General features: G+C 40.9%; 13 protein-coding genes and 1 pseudogene. 2 read left to right on the top strand and 12 right to left on the bottom strand.

The window, feature by feature from the left end:
• The first annotated feature begins 119 nt into the window (after positions 1 to 119).
• Positions 120 to 2,690, top strand: coding sequence for a family 78 glycoside hydrolase catalytic domain (locus HMPREF2794_RS22850; RefSeq protein ID WP_055271810.1), 2,571 nt, complete (start codon positions 120 to 122; stop codon positions 2,688 to 2,690).
• A gap of 670 nt (positions 2,691 to 3,360) precedes the next feature.
• Here HMPREF2794_RS22850 and HMPREF2794_RS29125 read toward each other — a convergent pair.
• From HMPREF2794_RS29125 to HMPREF2794_RS22805, 10 genes are all read right to left on the bottom strand, one after another.
• Entirely contained in the window at positions 3,361 to 3,501 is a 141-nt protein-coding gene (locus HMPREF2794_RS29125) for a hypothetical protein (protein ID WP_153880781.1), read from the bottom strand.
• 852 nt (positions 3,502 to 4,353) lie between these two features.
• Positions 4,354 to 4,878 (bottom strand): hypothetical protein, encoded by a 525-nt coding sequence (locus HMPREF2794_RS28645; protein WP_117615708.1) that lies wholly within the window; start codon positions 4,876 to 4,878, stop codon positions 4,354 to 4,356.
• Positions 4,879 to 4,890: 12 nt separating this feature from the next.
• Entirely contained in the window at positions 4,891 to 5,754 is an 864-nt protein-coding gene (locus HMPREF2794_RS28640; RefSeq protein ID WP_117615709.1) for an AAA family ATPase, read from the bottom strand.
• A 361-nt stretch (positions 5,755 to 6,115) separates the two neighbouring features.
• The gene (locus HMPREF2794_RS22835; RefSeq protein ID WP_141758192.1) at positions 6,116 to 6,664 is read right to left on the bottom strand and encodes a hypothetical protein; all 549 of its coding nucleotides are present in this window, start codon (positions 6,662 to 6,664) and stop codon (positions 6,116 to 6,118) included.
• A gap of 45 nt (positions 6,665 to 6,709) precedes the next feature.
• On the bottom strand, positions 6,710 to 7,054 hold the full coding sequence (locus tag HMPREF2794_RS22830; RefSeq protein WP_139147292.1) for a hypothetical protein: 345 nt from the start codon (positions 7,052 to 7,054) through the stop codon (positions 6,710 to 6,712).
• 463 nt (positions 7,055 to 7,517) lie between these two features.
• The gene (locus HMPREF2794_RS22825; protein ID WP_070752808.1) at positions 7,518 to 12,383 is read right to left on the bottom strand and encodes a RecQ family ATP-dependent DNA helicase; all 4,866 of its coding nucleotides are present in this window, start codon (positions 12,381 to 12,383) and stop codon (positions 7,518 to 7,520) included.
• An 892-nt stretch (positions 12,384 to 13,275) separates the two neighbouring features.
• Positions 13,276 to 14,193 (bottom strand): DUF4595 domain-containing protein, encoded by a 918-nt coding sequence (locus HMPREF2794_RS22820; RefSeq protein ID WP_055271825.1) that lies wholly within the window; start codon positions 14,191 to 14,193, stop codon positions 13,276 to 13,278.
• A 653-nt stretch (positions 14,194 to 14,846) separates the two neighbouring features.
• Entirely contained in the window at positions 14,847 to 15,536 is a 690-nt protein-coding gene (locus HMPREF2794_RS22815; protein ID WP_371441479.1) for a recombinase family protein, read from the bottom strand.
• 184 nt (positions 15,537 to 15,720) lie between these two features.
• Positions 15,721 to 15,942, bottom strand: coding sequence for a hypothetical protein (locus tag HMPREF2794_RS22810; RefSeq protein ID WP_055271827.1), 222 nt, complete (start codon positions 15,940 to 15,942; stop codon positions 15,721 to 15,723).
• 10 nt (positions 15,943 to 15,952) lie between these two features.
• On the bottom strand, positions 15,953 to 16,198 hold the full coding sequence (locus tag HMPREF2794_RS22805) for a hypothetical protein (protein ID WP_055271829.1): 246 nt from the start codon (positions 16,196 to 16,198) through the stop codon (positions 15,953 to 15,955).
• Positions 16,199 to 16,518: 320 nt separating this feature from the next.
• Here HMPREF2794_RS22805 and HMPREF2794_RS28635 point away from each other — a divergent pair, with 320 nt between their 5' ends.
• Entirely contained in the window at positions 16,519 to 16,701 is a 183-nt protein-coding gene (locus tag HMPREF2794_RS28635; protein ID WP_139147291.1) for a hypothetical protein, read from the top strand.
• Positions 16,702 to 16,954: 253 nt separating this feature from the next.
• Here the strand turns inward: HMPREF2794_RS28635 and HMPREF2794_RS29705 are convergent.
• Both HMPREF2794_RS29705 and HMPREF2794_RS29120 read right to left on the bottom strand, forming a co-directional pair.
• A pseudogene (locus HMPREF2794_RS29705) lies at positions 16,955 to 17,835 on the bottom strand (DUF3871 family protein).
• 177 nt (positions 17,836 to 18,012) lie between these two features.
• The gene (locus HMPREF2794_RS29120) at positions 18,013 to 18,177 is read right to left on the bottom strand and encodes a hypothetical protein (RefSeq protein ID WP_168166626.1); all 165 of its coding nucleotides are present in this window, start codon (positions 18,175 to 18,177) and stop codon (positions 18,013 to 18,015) included.
• Positions 18,178 to 18,980 lie beyond the last annotated feature (803 nt).

Raw genomic sequence — 18,980 nt, 5'->3', positions numbered from 1 at the left:
AAAAAAATGCAGAAATCGTCTGTCATATCATATAATTCTGTAATTTTGTTGTGCAAATTCCGTAAAACTAAAACGACATTCCCAAGTTAATCTTTTAATATTAAAAATTATATATAAGTATGAAAATGAGTCTCCATTGTTTTGCGAATCTTATCCCGATAATGATTCTCGCATTTTTCTCGAATAGCGGACTGATAAACGCAACCGAAGTCGGAAAACGTACCGACGCATTGGAAGCATCAGCCTGGAACGAATCCAAATGGATTTCCGCAGTAGACGCTTCTGTAGTGAAAGGACATAACAACGGGCGCGCAGCCGATGGCGCGAGTTGGTTCGTATCCACCGTGAGAAACGAACAGAAAATTGTCTCCGCCAAGTGGATGACCGCTGGACTAGGAGTTTACCAGTTATATGTGAATGGGAAACCTGTAGGCAGGGAGTTTCTGAAACCGGGTTTCACACACTATGCCAAGACCAAACGCTCTTTCACCTATGATATTACAGATATCATCCGTACCAAACCAAACGCCGAAAACATGCTCTCCGTACAGGTGACGCCGGGATGGTGGGGTGACAAAATCATAACCCCCGGAGGACATGACGGTATGATAGGCAAGAAATGTGCCTTCCGCGGTGTTCTGGAACTGGCTTTTTCTGACGGAAGCAAGAAGCGCTACGGTACTGACCTTAAAAACTGGAAAGCCGGAATTGCCGGCCCAGTGAAACATGCCGGTATCTTTGACGGAGAAGAGTACGATGCACGCGAACCGATGGGCTACGAATGTGTGGATGAACTCTCCATTCCCGAAGAGAATACCGAATTCTCTGGCGACATCCTACCTTCGGACGGAGCAGAAGTCTACCTGCGCACAGATCTCGCCCTCGCTCCTGTCAGAGCATATGCCTGGAAGAATATAGAAGGAGCGAAGGAGAATGAGTTCGGTAAGGTGATTATCACCCGTGAGTTCACATCGGGCACGGAGATGACCGTAAGTCCGGGAGAGACATTAGTGGTGGACTTCGGACAAAATTGTGCCGGTGTACCCTCTTTCGTATTCAAAGCTGCCGAGGGAACAGTGTTGACATGCCTTCCCGCAGAGTTGCTCAATGACGGCAATGGTGCCAAGATTCGCGGCATGGACGGTCCGGAAGGAAGCTGCCACCGCGAAAATCTGCGCATCCCCCACACCGGCATCCGTCTGGATTACACCTTTGCTGCCGGAAATAATTATGTGACTTATTATCCTCACTGCACCTTCTTCGGCTACCGCTATGTCGCCATAACTGCCACCGGAAATGTCGCCATCAAGTCGTTAAAGTCCATACCCGTCACTTCCATCACAAAGGAACTGGAGACCGGCATTATCACCACAGGCAACAACCTTGTGAACAAGCTCATCTCCAACACTTATTGGGGACAGCTATCCAACTACCTGTCTATACCTACCGACTGTCCGCAGCGAGACGAGCGACTGGGATGGACAGCAGACACACAAGTGTTTGCAGAAACTGGTACGTTCTTTGCTAACACCATGAAGTTTTTCCACAAGTGGATGCGTGACATGCGCGATACCCAGAACAGTTTGGGCGGATTCCCCGGAGTGGCTCCATTGGCACAATACGGCGATGAGAAAATGCGTTTGGGTTGGGCCGATGCCGGAATCATCGTACCTTGGACAGTATGGAAACAATTCGGTGATACGCAAATCATCGAGGAAAACTGGAACGCCATGAACTTGTTTATGAACCATATCAACGACACCAAGTATAACCATGAGACCCTCTGCAGTGAGAACGGCAACTACCAATGGGCCGACTGGTTGAGCTATGAACCGTTGGAAAGCTGCAGCGGACTGGCTTTTTCTCCCCAAGGTCCGCTTCCTGATGCCATCAGCTACTGGAACTATTTGAGTGCTTCCTACTGGGTGATAGATGCTTTCATGATGCGGGACATGGCCGCCGCCACCGGTCGCGATGCCGGCAAGTACCAGCAAATGGCTGATTCGGCAAAGGCATACATCAAAGAGAACTTCCTCAACGAGGACGGCACCTTCAAAACCGCCATCCTCAACACTATGCAAACTCCTGCCTTGTTCGCCCTGAAGAACCAACTTGTGGAAGGCGAAGCCAAATCGAAGATGATAGACCGCCTGCGCGAAAACTTCGCACAACACGATCTTTGCTTGCAGACCGGATTCCTGGGCACATCCATCCTCATGGCTACCCTCACGGAGAATGGCATGGAAGACATTGCCTATGAACTGCTCTTCCAACGTAAGAATCCAAGCTGGCTGTACTCTGTGGACAATGGAGCTACCACCATCTGGGAACGGTGGAACAGCTATATGATAGACAAAGGAATGGGACCACGCGGCATGAACAGCTTCAATCATTATGCCTACGGATGTGTGTGTGAATGGATTTGGGAAACCGTTGCCGGCATCGCAGCCGATCCTGTCACCCCCGGCTTCAAGCATATCATTATGAAGCCCATTCCAGACAAGCGATTGGGACACGTAACTGCCAAATACCGTTCCGCCGCCGGACTCATCAAAAGCGCCTGGAAATATGAAGGAGACACCTGGATTTGGAAATTCACCATTCCTAAGGGTGTGACCGCCACCGTAACTCTTCCCGGAGAGATAAAGTCAAAGAACTATGGAAGCGGAACTTACAAGGTGACCAAATAGTTTTTCATGTAAGACTTTGATATTAAGAGGATTTGTAAAGCACTCTTCTTTAGAAAAATAAGACTGTCTAACAACCCGAGAAAAAAAATCACCTTGTTCTGATAGGGAGAAATCGTTAAAAAGAGACTTGTTAGACAGTCTCGACTTTTTCAAATTGAACATTATGACATACAATCTTTTCTCTTGTTTTGGCAAAATGTATGTCTGTGCATTTACTATTAAAAAAGAGAGAGATTTAAAAAACAAATTATACATGGAATAGAGAAGTGTAAAGGCCGATGAATTATTGTCATCACGCCCATTATCATATTCAAGGTGCAACGTTTTACCCCCTCTAAGAGATAGATAGTTTTTTTTCATATATAAGCAATTGATATACAATGCAATTCGTTATAATATGCTGAATTAATCGAAAACTCATACATTCAGCATTTACACTCCTGTAAAGTGGCATTTACACCCCTAAAAAAGAGAAAGGAGAGCGCCGGTGTGTGGTGTCCTTCTTATCTGTATTAACTCAATCCGATTTCTTTCTCATACTTTCTAAAAGCATTTTTCACATCATTCTTACTCACTCCAATCAGTTTGGCTATCCTTCCATAACCCAGCTGATTGCCATTTTCATCAAGAGTTTTCCACCAAGGATACCAGCCGTCAATTTCCTCGTCTGTTAATCTTCATCCCAGCCATGATTCGGTTGGTATACTCCCATTACAGAAGCTTTATCATTACTACAGAACAACCCGACACAGATACGAACAACAGTACTTTCTATCTTGCATGTCAATGCGTTAGTATTTTCTCTTGGCATTCCATAGCTGTTTCTCACCTTCCTTTATAGAGCCTACGCAGGTTCATGCCATATTTACATCGCACATCTAGCGTTGGTAAACAGGTGTCCCCAACAGTTACCCCTAAATTACTTTTAGATTTTGGTTTTGATGTGACTTCTACTTACGCAATAACGATGCTTCAGCAATAGTCCATTCTCATTCATCTCCCTATAACTCACCTATCCATCTTTTGGGATGACTTTCATTTGTCGCTCACTACCTATCGGTTTCCATCAAGGCAGCACAAAGTGATTTGTAATCGGCTCCTGTAAACCGAATACGATGGAGCTACCATCATCTCTATAAAAGTTACGAACTATACTATTTAATTAACCACTTCATAATAATAGTAGTTCTCGTGGACACAAAAATGTTGCATCCTGTAGACTGGTTAAAGGGTAGTTTGGATGCAGAAAAATATTGCAGAGTCCAGTTGCTCATAATACAAAAGGGAGTTGATGAAGATGAGATCTCAGTGAGTATCGGGGATAGAGAAGACAATGCAATTGTTGAAGGAATAAGTTTCAATAGTTGCCTTTCGTTTTTTCAAGCAGACGAAGTAGGATAAATGAAAGCAGAGACCTGTACATTCGAAGTAGTGTCATTGATCATGTACTATAAATCGGTCAGTGAAAAATTGACATGTACTCGGAAGCGAGACACGAAAGGGGGACAAATCACCCACATCTCTTTATTTTTTATATCTTTCTGATTGTATGCAATTTATACAATCCACAACATTTATCCCCTTTGAATTTGTCCTCCCCTTTCACAGACAACAAGACACATGAAATAATATCACTATCTGTACATTCTATTGTAATCTTTTATCACCCATGTGTACCATATGCTATACGGGCACGATAGACCCTTTTCCTTATCGCACTTCTCGAAATACCATAATCCCTCTTAACATCTTCGTATGTACATTTTTTCGACTGTACCATATTATAAAAGACCATGACCTCCTCAAGACCATATTTAGATTTCCGACCCGGGCCACCTTTATTACCACTGCTCTCTTCAGCAGGTTCTGCCGGTTCACTAAGATCTTTCTTACCGCCTTTTCCAACGTAGCGGAACTGATCTATTTTTGTACCGACAAACTCCAATATGGAAACGGCTTCCTTATTACCATGCTTCAATTTCATGAAACCAAGTACACGCTTATCAGAACCCAGCTTGCAATATGTAAGATACAGAAAATTGTTTGTGAAACAAACATTCCTCTTGTCTCCTCTTACACTTGCAGGAGTCAAAGGATTGGTTAGTTTCCAGTCAGACTTGGCATGACATACCTTAAGAGGCGTCAGAGGTTTACCCTTTTCCAGGCCCAGCCGACGGAGATAGTCCAAATCCGCACAAAATTACCTCATGGCTTTGACACCCGACTGTCCTTCAAGCTTGGTATAGTTATCAATAATGACAACCACTCCCAAGCCACCGGCTTTCTCCAGCTCTTCCTTAATGATAGTGATAATATGGGCAGGGGTTATCTGGCTTCCGGCATATAATTTGATGGTAGACAAATTATCAATAACGGAGTCATAATACTCCCTTATCTCATGGTTGCTCTGCTCAAGAGAGAACATGACAACCGACATCGGTGGTATGTCATGCCATTCTGAAGACAAGTTTACATCACAACGACCTCGCGCCAAAGCCGTAGCAACCTGCATAATGAAAACTGATTTTCCACAGTCGGTCGGACCGGCAAGACCGGTATCATACCCCTCCCGCAGCCAGGAGAATCCAAGACTCCTTTCCTGGCTGACATGAACAGTACCGCTTTTCACAGCTTCGTGGTAGCTTTCAGGTATGCCGTTCAAATGGAGACCGACAAGGGGCTGATTGGCTTTTTCCGCATCTCTGTCCTTACGAAGTTCATCACGTTTTTCCATTTTTTCAATGTCAGCCTTTTTCTTGGCTTCAATCTCTTCCATATGATGTTCGTGAACTTGTGCATTTTCCTCCATACGATGGGCGTGGGTCTGATCCTTCCCCCGTATCTTACATTCAGAAGTACACTTAATTTCCCCCTGTTTGTTCGCAGATGCATTATTCTGCTCCTTACTCTTACCGCGAGATTTGACGGACGTAATAGCATAACAAATAGGAACTACAACAACCAGTATGCAACCTGTCCCTATGAAAGCGTATTTGATGCTCTTTCTGGCACCCAGCTTTTCAATGGTTTCAAGAATCCTGATCGGATCTAATATTTTCATCATATATTGTGTTTTTGGTTAGTGTGTGCGAAAATAAGCATTTACAGGCCCCGATATACCCCCCGATAGAAACGATAGAAGCATTTGGGCACGATGATAGAAACAATATCCGAACGATAGAAAGTGGATAGAAACAGAAATATACCCAAAACTGTGCATACTGTGATAAAGGGTATGCGGTATCAAAGGGAAATAGAGAATCAACGGACAGTATCCTCAGACATCAAGATGAACGCTTCCCTATAAAAAAGAGAAACGGCCATTCCTTCCAACCGGCAGAAATAAAAAGGGGGATCAAAAAACAATCAGCTGCATTCAAAAAGCTCATCCAACAGGCCATCAACCATTTCTTTGTCCGCAAAATTCAAATTAGAAGCCATGTCACTAAGATTATCGGAAGGACGCCACTCTCTACTTTGACTATAAAGAACTTTTTAGTTTTGGAGTAGACATCGTTGCTGGTAGCATCTTTACAATCCGGATCATGAATATCCTTACGAGTCAAACGTTTTATCAGATAAGCAAGCTCCTTCTTTTTCTTGTCCCAGCATACGGGCGATGTCTCCACAGGCTTGCTCTTACCGGAAAAACGAAAATGAAAAACGGAATAATCGGTATCAGGTGAAATAAAGCCGTTCCTTATCAATGCATTATAAAGGATACGGATCTTCCTCTCATCCAATGACAGGTTGGGGAAATAGTCTTTCTTACTGATTGAAGTACCACAGGAAGAGGGGGCAGTAGGATCCAGTTGTGGGCCGGACGGAGAGACAGGCTCCTGCGGAGAAGGCGGATCCATTAAAAAGAGAGACTGCTCCTTTATATTTTTTCTGACACAATAATCACGGAATTCAGTCTGTATCTCATAGAGAAAAGACGAATGACATAAATCATCGTATAATCTGTCATTCACCTTACAATCCCGGGATCGGAGCATATCAAATATAAAATCCGAAAATTAGGGAGACTCCTCATCATAAAGGTAATAATGCGCAGAATAGATCAAGGTTATAAAATCAAGATATTTGTCATAAACAGGAAAACTTATAATACACCGGATAAACTCAGGAAATAATGCGGATAAAGGAAGAATCGTTTTATGCGTAAGACTGTAATCACGCCAACGGACATAATTGGAGAAAGACTTCAAGGCCAGATAGACGGAAACAAAAGTTACGCTCTTGCCTAAAACACCCGGAACATTCATAGATATTTTTGTTGCGGTTTTCCATAAAGTTTCATTACTCAATCCATTAGCAGCCCGCTGCAAATAATTATCACCTCTCTCTAAATCCTGGCTCATATAAGAAGTTACCAGAAGGGCAAACAACTTTTCAAAGAAAGACAGAATGTATTGCTCAGAAGATGAACAATCCTCCTTCTGAAGAACAAGCAAATAATCACACAGCCTTTTTTTAGACCATGATTCTTCTATTATCTTGTATCAAAATTGATCCATTGGTATCTATATTATAGATATTTACACTGCAAAAATACGACAGAAAAAAATATTTGCCACATTTCAGAGGATAAAATGTACGAAGAATATTACAAAAACATATTGTTTTTTTGTAATAACAAAAAAAATCCCTTAGATTTTAGAATATTCTAAAATACGGTATTGAGACCAAATGCTATTCCTGAAATTTGATACCCTATATTTATTCAAATTTGCTCGTGACAGATTTTGCTTGGATTATTTTACTTCGAATTGAGATACGGCCATCGTTCTATTTATTGAAAGAAGTAACTGTCATACATTTTGATTACAAGGAAAGAAGCAAATCTGCCAATAAGACGGCTATTTCCGGTCCGTCTTTCGGTGCATCTTTGGGCTTCCATGCCACAACGAATCGAACAGATGCGGATTTCACTTTATAACCTTTGTCTTGCCATTCTGACAATGTAATCTGCATGCTTTGTGACAACTTCGCTACCGGTTTTTTAGTTAGGATGTTATACAAAACGAAATTGTTGTAATTTAAAAAATCTCCACTTTTTAATGCCAATACCTCTTGCTTAAGTTCTTTGAAAAATCCCAAATAAACATCTTTGTGAGAGAGTTGGAGAACTATTTCTTCTGGCATTTCATACTCTTTTGTGCTGATATGGTACTGGCCCACACTTAAGTGATTAAAGCAATCGCCATTTGTATGTATAAACAATCGTTTTTTTGCACGGGTCATTCCCACATAATACCGGCGCATCAAATGAACATTTTTCGAATAATTATCAGATATGAGCATATATACGTCATCAAATTCTCTCCCCTTAGCTTTATGAATAGTCGATACCACAACATCTGCGCCTGAAACATCACAGAAATCTTCCACTGATGACTCAAAGACAAACTCTTTGAAATCACTAAAATATTTGGTTTTGTTGGTTTGTTCAAACAGTTGTACACAACGTTTTATATATGTCAGACTTTGACTCCTGTCATAGGCGGAAAAGGTTGCATGTTTGGCGTCTTTCCATAATTCCTCTGGAATTAGAGGTGTCCTCACTCGTTTGTCCAGATACCTCAAGAAATACCTCATCTCCGCCATATTCCAGAAAAGAAAACCATCCATAGACTGTACCAACTTGCTGTTTATGCCATATTTCCGCAAAAGAGCTACCAAGATTACAGCTTCTTCATTCGTTTGGGTGAGCACACACGAGGTACCGCTCCCCCGATAATGAATCAATTCCTCAACGAGCGGCTGAAATATATACTTTGATTGATGGCGTGTCACACCAACCCAACCATCCTCTTCCCTCATTGAGATAATTGGTGTGCTTTTCATCCTTTTACTGATACCTCGCACAAATTCGTTGGCGAAATTAACTGGTTGGTGCGCACTGCGATAATTCTCAGTCATCTCGACCAACTTGCTGCCGGGCTCCTGTGACAGCTGGTACATATATCCGGAATCGGCCCCACGGAATTCATAAATGCTTTGGTCATCATCGCCTACTGCTATCACACGCATCTCTTCGTTTTTATTCATAAGGGCCTTTACAAGTGCATATTCTTCAACGCCCATGTCCTGAGCTTCGTCTATGACCAGTACCGTTTTGCCTATTTTGTTTGGTTCCACTTCTCCTTGATTAATCATCTCGGTAGCTTTTGCTACGACATTTTTGGCATCTTCAAGGTTTCCTATCCGCCCCAAGAGGTCAAAACAATAGGAGTGGAATGTCTTTATTTCAACAAAGTGAGCAGCGTTGCCTATCAGTTCCATAAGTCTTTGTTTGAATTCTGTAGCGGCTGCTCTTGAAAACGTTAGCATCAGAAGTTGCTCGTGTTTTACATCTTCAAGCAGAAGAAGTGATGCGAGTTTGTGGACTAGTACACGTGTCTTTCCGCTGCCAGGACCTGCCGCGACAACGATGCAACGTGAATCCTTGTCGGCAACAATCTCCATTTGACGTTTGGACAGCTGACCAAACAATTGTTTGTATTTCTGTGGTGTCAAGTTGTGCTGTATTTCACTAATTCTTTCTCCTTTAAAATATTTGGTGACAAATTTCTTGTAGTCCATTTGGAAATAGTCCTGAACATATTGCAAAGCTGAATTATAATCCTTTACCATCAGATTAGCATATTCACCCACAATATGAACTTGCTGAATCTTCTGCTTGTAGAATTCATTAAGCATCCGGTAGTCATCCTGTCTATATCTCGATTTGTTATCCTTTATTCTTTGTATATTCATGGTGTTATAAAGGACCAAGAAGCCGCCTTCGAGTTTGAGCGCACCGATTTTTGACAGATATAAAAGTGCTTCCTCCACGTCTTCCAACTGTAGATTGTCAAACCCACTAAAAAAAGATTGGGGAGTTGACTTTATTTGATTTAAAAGTTCTACTACAGAAAATTGAACGGCCTTATTCCCCTTTCCTGTATCAGCGGTTAGCCTGTATAGCCATTCTATGGCAAAACGGCTCACCTCCAATCGCCTTTCAAAACGTTTGATAGTTAATTCCATATCTGCCAGACGACTGATTTCCATATTGTGGACCTCATCCTCTTTCTTGCGAGTATATCCCTTAACGGTAAGAAAATAGAGTAGTGTACGGATATCTTTTTCTTTGGATGTATTGATTCCGTCATTCACAGCATTGTCATTCAGTTGCTTGCATGATATCCGCAAAGACCCGTCAGGAATGTGGGTAAGGATATATTGTTCGAGTTTTGCAAAACGTTCAAGGAGTATTTGTGATTTTCTTTCCGAGTCACCTGTATCCAACAAATAAGCAGATATATCCTTACTATCGGCTAATATGCCTTCCTGTCGCATTCGTTCCACCACGGATATGACTTCTCTTTTGCTTATTCCCAAAATGTCTGCCAGATAATCAATCCGCGACTCCGCTTCTGAATCTTGAGCTTTGGCAATATATTTCTGGGATATTAATGATTTAATGATTCGGACTGCCTTTTCTATTTCGTCACTGCCAAAGAGCAGCGATGCTGATATACGTTTTCTTGCTTCATCCATGTTCCTTACCGTAATGCCTGTGGCATATACATGAGGCATATTACTCCCTCTTACCAAGTATCCACTTTGTTCCAAAGCCGCTAAAGCTGTCCGAACACGTGTCTCAATATCGGATACCGAATCGTCCCAACCTGCCTGACGTGCAATTTCCAATGCAGAACAGCTGACTTTCATGCGTTGTCTGGTAAGGTCTTTTATAGCTTTCCAGATCTGTTGTATCTCACTAATACTTAGCTTCGTCTGGTTCAATAATATAAAATGCTTGTCTAGGTCGTTGTCACTATAAAGCACATAGCAACGTGCGCTGAGGCTGGGATCACGACCGGCTCTGCCTGCTTCCTGAACATAATTCTCCAACGAATCGGATATATCATAATGCACTACAAGACCGACATCTTTCTTGTCGACTCCCATGCCAAAAGCTGATGTTGCCACAATGATGCGTACTTGATCATTCATGAATGCATCCTGGTTTACAATCTTTTCATCAGGTTCCATCCTGCCATTGAAAGGTAATGCATTATAACCATCACGGGTTAATTTGATAGCCAGTTCTTCTGTACGTTTGGTACGTGATACATAAACAATTGTCGGACAATCGGATTCAGCCACAAGTTCCCTTAGTTTTAAATATTTATCATCGTCACTTTCAGCATATATGACGGAATAACGCAGGTTCGTTCTTGAAGCCGTTGACGCAAACAACTCTAAGTCTAAATCCAATGTATGTTTGAAATAATCACAGATATCTTGCACTACTTTTTGTTTGGCCGTAGCAGTGAAACAAGACACAGGTATCGGGCCCTTGCATTTTTTCTTTTGCTGGTATTCACTAATAAATTTACCTATATAAAGATAATCAACCCTAAAATCCTGTCCCCATGAAGAAAAACAGTGTGCCTCGTCTATCACAAACCTCACAACGTGGCGTCCCATCAATATTCTCTCGATGGTCTTTGAACGGAGCATTTCAGGAGATATGTACAAAAGCGAAGCTTCTCCGTCTTGTACTCTTTGTATTGACAGTGACCTTGTAATAGGGTCTAACAAACCATTAATGGTTACAGCATCAGTAATCCCCCTATCCGCAAGGTTATCTACCTGGTCTTTCATCAGCGACTGCAATGGCGAGATAACAACCGTAAGTCCATGTACAGAACGGCCTGCCATAAGTGCAGGCAATTGGAAAGTAAGCGATTTCCCACCGCCGGTAGGGAATATTGCCAACAATGACTTACCTTTCACCGCGGCCTGAGCAGCTTGCTCTTGAAGTGGCTCGCCTTCATATGTACGGAATCGTCCATATCCAAAAAATGCTTTTAAGTTATGGAGCACATCCAATTGGCTATTGCAATAAACACAGCCTTCGTTACAACTGGCATGACGCAGGAGTTTTATTACAAATTCCACTCCGGGATAATTGTGGAGTACCCATCCGGGAGTAATAGAACGATAGTCGGTAGTGGCAATTAGAGCCAATGCATATGCCAATTCGCAAGGATGTTGCCTGACCAACATGTCAAGATCTGCATGTTGACAGATTTTCCCTACGTAAAGGTTTCTTATTAGTTCAGATACCCCCTCATTGATATATTCCGCTCCCACCATGCTAAAAAAGCCCTCAAACTCTTTCTTGTCCTTTAACAACGAGGCAAATAGCCTGCGTTTTTCGTTTGGCAATAAATTCCAGCGTGTTATTTCGTCTAATAACAGATCTTTTGCTTTTTCGCAATCATTTACCGGATTGTTCATCTGCTCACTTATCAGTTTGTCATCTTTCACAAGCTTGTGGTAAGGACGTTCCGGAAACAATAAAGGTGAGATATAAAGTGTATCGACCAGAAGCCAGCGACATGCTTCATCTGTGAACAGATATCTGGCATCGTGATGAATGATATTATGTCCACAGACATAGTTTACGTCATTAAGAAATTCAAATAGTTCTTCTTTAGAAGTTTTATGATATATTGCACCATCATGACGGAGTGCACCAATATCATGAATCTTATGGTCCTTTAAACCAATCTCAACATCTACTATGGCATAACGTGAGGGCATCATATGGCACATATGGATTTGATTACCGATGACATTATTGGTTTCCTCTGATTTTCTAGTTCCTATGAATCTGCTCCATATCGACATACATTCAATATAATAAGGTGTTTTATAATCGGAATTTATTATGTATCTGCATGTTTCTCTTATTGTCGTTCAGGTATAATAACCCATACATACAAAGGTAAGGATAAATTCACTAAAATCGTCTTTTTTACAACTTTTATATATTGCTATCACACTGCTCATTAAGAAAAACTATACTTTCATAACTAAAAGCTGTTGTTACTGAATAATCATTCCCGGGGTTACACTATATATTACAACATATGTATACAAGTCATCAATATTACAAATATTTTGAATTTGAAGAAGAAAAACAATGCTAGTATTTTACTCATAATAAAAAATTAGAATAACAGATTTCTATTATTAGATTTCTCTTTTTGTAAAAAGATAGGGGGGTGTCTGACGCAATAGAAGTTAGCAGATTCCTCTCGCTTTATTTTTCTGTGATATGTATAAAAAATCTAAATAAAAGAATTGCCAATCAAATTATTTCTGTGCAATTTTATACGATTGGATTAGAGGTGTGAATCTCGAATAATAATGGTAATAAAAGTCTGGTTTATTTTGTTTTGAAAGGGCTTCTGTTCTCGTCTAGGGATATAGAGGTCCTTTCTTATTTCCGTGGGGTTAGCTGAAGGCGAAAAGTAAGTGAACAAAGTGAAACGACATACATAACTCCAGTAGGGAGATGAAAGTGGAATAAAAAGTTGTGCAAATCGTGTACATTTTATAATAGAAGTACATTTTTTGTGAATAAAATATTCCCCCTTCGGCTATGTATCTACTATCGTATAATCTTCTGTCTACGACTTACCCAATAAAGAAAAAAAAGAAAAGAAGCCAAGCCATGCTTTAGCCTCTCTCCTTATAAATATTTACCAAGAGCAAAAATTAGCAGGTTGGTCAAGTTTTACCAGGCAAATGAATATCTGTCTTCCCACGTTCCTTCTCCAGGTCTTTTCACTATCAACTCCGTTGGGTAACCATTGGAATTTAACGTCCATTTAAAATCATAGTCACTAAAATAAAATCCCTGTGAGTCATGTGCATAGGGAGCATGCATCCTAAGCGGCAGATGCTTTGTAGCCGTGCCGAGCATACCTCCATAGTAAGCATATATCATTTCGTCCATGTCTACATCCAATAATTCGTCAAACATCATCAGACATCCCTTGTTTTCTATAGGAGTTGTAATCTCATCTGTTGTATAGTAAATTTTAGTGTCAGGCCATATATCTTGATTATCAATTTTCCCATCACCATTTATATCCTTGCCACCATCATCCAAGAAGGATTGGGTGAAAGTAGCCACCACATCACCATCCTTATAAGTAATCTTCGTTAACTCACCATCGCTTTCGGAACGTCTCATTTCAATCAAATGCCCCTCAGTATCGTATTCCATCTCCCAAGTAAACTCATCAGCGTCGGGAGTACCGGCGTGGTCTATTGATTTGCAGTATTTTACATAGCCATCACTGTTGAGCTGCAAGTTTAGTTCGGTCACATCGCCGTTTTCGTCCGTCACTGTTATTCTGGCTGAATTTATTGAAGCCTCCGCCCGTGTAACAGGAAAATATTCGAAGACGGCCTTTTCGCCCTCATCAGTTGTAATGCTTGTCACCAATCCCTCTTCATTTTGGGAGATAGACATGCCTGAGACAGATTTGGGGAGCCCACCTGTAAATACTTTCTCCGGATTGACCACTGTAGTTGTGTTGTCGCCATCGTTACCATTACCATTCTCGTCATTGTCACTGCAAGCTGTGAACCCCAAGCAGAAAGCTATCCCCAGCATAAAAGCAGCCATAACTTTAAACATCTTCATAAATCGCGAATCTTGTTTTACCCCCATTCCTTGAAGGGAAATTATATACAAATAAGAAGTATAAGGAATGCCCTCTGAACCAAACAGAACGGATACTTCCAGTTATTATCAGATTGAATTCATACGATATCTTTTTTTGCAAAGAAAGAAAATTTTCACTTAATAAACAATATACGAGGTAAAATTAAAATATGAGAATTACCCTTGTCACATATTGAACTGCACCCCAAAAGTTGGACACAAAACTTTAGGAGTGCAGTTCATATAGCTATAACAGGGGGGATTCTGTTGAAAAGAGAGTTTTGACTTTCATGAAATACCAGAATAAAACTTAGATTACTCAACCTTGTCTATACTGCTCATTATATTTTTCCCATTCCCCTCTCTTTTCTTTTCTGAGGTAGGGAAAGAAACTATAAATCTTACAACTTTCAAATAACTCTCATATCCTGTTCCATCAATATTACCCGGAACACTCTTTTATATTACCAGATTCCCTTACCCTATGCCTATAATATCCTGAAAACAAAAAAAACAACGATAGTAACCTTTTTTCCTCTCTTATATACTATTTGATTTTTTTGGTAGTAGAAGAAGAATAAAAAGTAAGAGAAAACATTATACATATTCTCCCTTACTTATTGTTTTTATAGTTATTTCAGATTATACCTTCTGATTAATATATTCACTTGTGATGCTCTGAACTGACATCCCCGGGCTGTTACAAATCCCTCCTTATCCAATATTCTGGCCATTTCAGACAGGTCTTTTTCTTCCTGCACGAGCTTTTTTAGTAGCGCAACCGCTCTTTTGTTATTGGGATTGTCCAGGGCCTTCTGATGATTGGTTCTGTTACTGTTCCTAATAGCCTGCTCAAGGTTATTCATTAGATTTTCAAGCTTTCCCAGTTTGACACCCCTCGCTTTTTTGACCTTCAGGGATTGTCTAGTCCTTTGTGATATAAAGTTCGCTTCATACTCCGCTATTGACGAAATGATATGAAGAACCAGTTTGTTAGCCTGGGGAAAATCACAGAACACGATTTCCACGTCACTCTCCAGTAATTTACTGGTGAAAGCTACATTCCGGCTTAACCGGTCCAGTTTGGCTATAAATAAGATAGATCCGTTCTTTCTGCATTCTTCCAAAGCTTCCGTAAGTTTGTGTCTGTCAGATTTCTTGCCGCTCTCTGTTTCGATATACTCAGAAACCGGCTTTTTCTCCTTTAGGTAATTTTGTATAATTTCTCTCTGTGCCTCAATTCCAAGTCCTGAGATTTCCTGTTTTTGTATACTTTGTCTCAAATACGCTATATAGGTTGTTTTCATATTCATATTTAACATTTTTTTATTCGCTTCTCGAATACCCAACGATCGTTCAGTATTCGTTAAACAATAAATTTGAATTCATAAAAAAGAAATCCTGTGAGAACCGACTTTCTAATATACCCGGTTTTCTCACAGAATCCTGATTATTACAGATATTCGGCTATATGAGATTCTCTGTTTTCATATAACCGCAAATCTCTTATATTTCCATTTGTGCTTTGTCCTTCTTTCTGACATATTTCCTGTCAGGCCTGGTAATGGGATTTGAAGTAAGTATCTTGTATAACTTCAACCCCTCCATTTCCACCGGTGCCGTAGCCAGCATAAAGGTAGCCGACTTGTCCGCACCAACGTTATCCAGAATCTTATGACATAGATAGCTGCAATTGAAAACAGCCCCGTAACAGTATTCTTCCAGCACTCCCTTGCTGTTACCGTTTTCTCTTTTTCAGCCTTACCGGAAAACCGCCTTCATCATCCACAATGCATAGGAACCATTGCCTCGGATCGTCTTCGTCACCAACTAGTACAGTTATACTTTCTTCCTCTAATCCTAATTCCTGAACAAGCGCACTGCTTAGGAATATGCATCCGTTTCTGTCCATCCGGATACTTCTCTGTCCTGCTGATGTTGTACCGGATATGCATTTTTCTCTGTTATATATGAATAGCTTCATTTTCACCTCCTTTTCTATCGTTATTCGTACACATAAAGCATCTCACACCGTTCCATGAAGTAGCTGTTGGACCTCAATGATTCCAGCGCCGTCTGTTTTTCCTCATGACCTCGGAAAGCGGCAGTCCCGTGTATTCGGAAGGACCTTGAGTGAGCACTGCTGCCTGTAGTAACGTAGCATGAACATCCTGTACTCCTGCCGGGAGAACCTGCCCCTGATATATCTTAATACGTCCTTGGCCAGTCTTTCACAACGGTTCAGGCCCCAAAGGTATGGCTTTGTCTCCTCCTAGCTGAATCTATAAAAAAATCGTCTTCGGGATGAACGTAACGGTTTTCATTTCTCATCTCTGTCATCGCTTTATACCGATAGCACCTGAAGAAATAGGCTTCCAGGTTTTCTATCCTTTCTTCGCCGCCCATTATCTTTTCCCTTATAAAAAGATAGGTATTATGGAAGTTATCCTCATCCACTATAGAGAAAAAACGGATATTTTCCCTTAATCTCATATAAGAGGATGCAGACCAGTTGTCAAATCAGGCAACTTCGGGTGTGTTTCCGATTGTCTTTGTTTTTACTGCATTATTATCCTGTTTCTTGCTGGAATGTCTCAATCTGTGGGAATAATCCCTTATAAATATCGTCATCATAATCTTTAATTTTAAATGGTCATTAAACCCCAAAAGAGGATACCACCGTTTCTCTCATTGGTGATACCCTCTCCGGATATTAATCGTATCAATCACACTCTCCCGGTCATTCTATAAACCAGGAATATGCCATGTCCCTTCCGTTCAGTGCCTCTGTCAGTCCCACTGATACTTCCGTCGCGTTTACACTACGGCCCAGGAATGTATCCAAATAGCTGCTCTTGTTGGCTCCGGTGATCAGGTTATAGAATTTCCACATACTCAATTCACCGTTATTTCCGGCAAAGTTGTCGTCATGGATATATGCCCTGGCCACGTTATTGATCTGACTGTCGGTTATTAACAACCGTGGCAGTTCTCTCTGTTGTGCCTGTGGAAGATAGTTATACAATCTCATTCTCCCCAGAATCTGGCAGAACCGGTGTTCACTCAGCATGGTATCACCCAACGATTGCATCAGGTGAATATGCCTGGCTACGTTGTATTGACTGAACAGGTCCAGTGTAAATTGTTACAGATCCCTCGCACTGGTTGCCCGTATTTCTTCCTTATACCTGTCTGTTGACAAGCATTGATTAGTACAGGCCAGGTTCAGGAACCCGATTGCCAGATTGAATCTCTGGGCTGTCATCTTTCCGCTTAGGTTCTCCCTGGCGTAGCTCCTGCAACCGGTGATACACAGGTTCAGGCGGTTTCCGTTTACCTCCTCGCATATGCTGGGGATCTCGATATTGAAAATCATGCGCTCGTAGTACATAGTCTTGTCTGATTCCAACAACTGTCCACTCTTTTGTTGATCGCTTCCGGGATACGTCCCCTGACAATATGGGAGGTTCTTATCTCCGGGTTGCAAATCGTTTCTCCGTAATAAAAGTCTCTGGTCACTTCATAGACGGATTCGATGAAGCTTGGATGGGAAATACATACCTCGTTGTCTTTGGCAAAGGTGGGTATAATACAATCGTTCCTGAGGTGTTCTAAAATCACCTCTGTTGTGTTGGCTTCAATAAAAAATCCAATAAAAAGAAAAAGCCAAGAGGTTTATTTCTTTGCTTTTACAAATATTCCTCTTAGCTTCTTTATTTCCTTGAGCATGGATGTTGTTACCTCAAGGATGGTTATAATTACGTCCTGTGCCTTATCATAATCCATTCACTAGACGTTCTATGGGTTTTCAGTTGCTACATTGCCTGTATCAACTTTACTTGCAGCATCCTTTTTCTTCCTTTTGCTGCTGTATTTCTCTACAAATTCCACAATAGTTGAACCTGCCACGATGATCTCAGTAATGTATGCTGCGATTCTGATTCCTTTCATTAAATGTTTCATTTTTCTCTTGTTTTTTGTTGTTGGTTAATAATATGTTCTTGTTCTCTTGTCTTTTATTCTTGCCATATATAAGGATAAGGTGAAGAGGGAAGGGGAAGAAAAAAAATAAAGAGCCGTTATCAAGACTCTTCGTCCTGACTTGGCTCTTTGATAGGCTGTCATACTTTCATTACCCAGATTGTAGCTGTGATAATTACTGGTACGGCTGCTATCCTTCGAATTGAATCGCCCAATGATCTCTAAGTATTGGAATCAACCCGGAAATTGTTTTATGTTATTTGAAGCTTATATGCACCATTTAGTACCGGTGCAATTCTTGTGCTTCAATTTATTCTCATCTATAAGAGTTTGAGGGGTAAGAAAGGGAGAAATTATAAAGAAAGTAATATGTCTTTTTTTGAATAGGAGGAGTCTTAAAATAAAAACGAGGCTGAACTCAAAATGCGCTAGCCTCGTTTCGTATGATAGAGGATATCCGTGGGAAAAGGGAGATATCCTCGTATTGGAAATGGATATATGAAAAGTGTACTTTCACAAGCACTGCTTTCAACCATTTCCTAAGGGAAATCTTCACTTTTAGGTGAAGAAAGGGTTATTATTGCAGAAATACGGGCTTTCACAAGTCCGGACTTCTTAGAAGTCCCAGAGAGAGCACCTTATATAAACTGAATATATAAAGAAGTGGGGAAAACTCTCTTTGGGAAATTAGGGTATATTGTTTAGAAATCTTTTTCATAAAACTTATTCAGCAATACAAATACTTACCCGGTTTTCTTTCGGAGTATTATATGGCTGCACAGTAT

The organism is Bacteroides sp. HMSC067B03 (genome assembly GCF_001811315.1).
GTDB lineage: Bacteria > Bacteroidota > Bacteroidia > Bacteroidales > Bacteroidaceae > Bacteroides > Bacteroides faecis.
The sequence above is the reverse complement of the archived record's forward strand: the minus strand, read 5'-3'. Positions and strand labels throughout refer to the sequence as shown.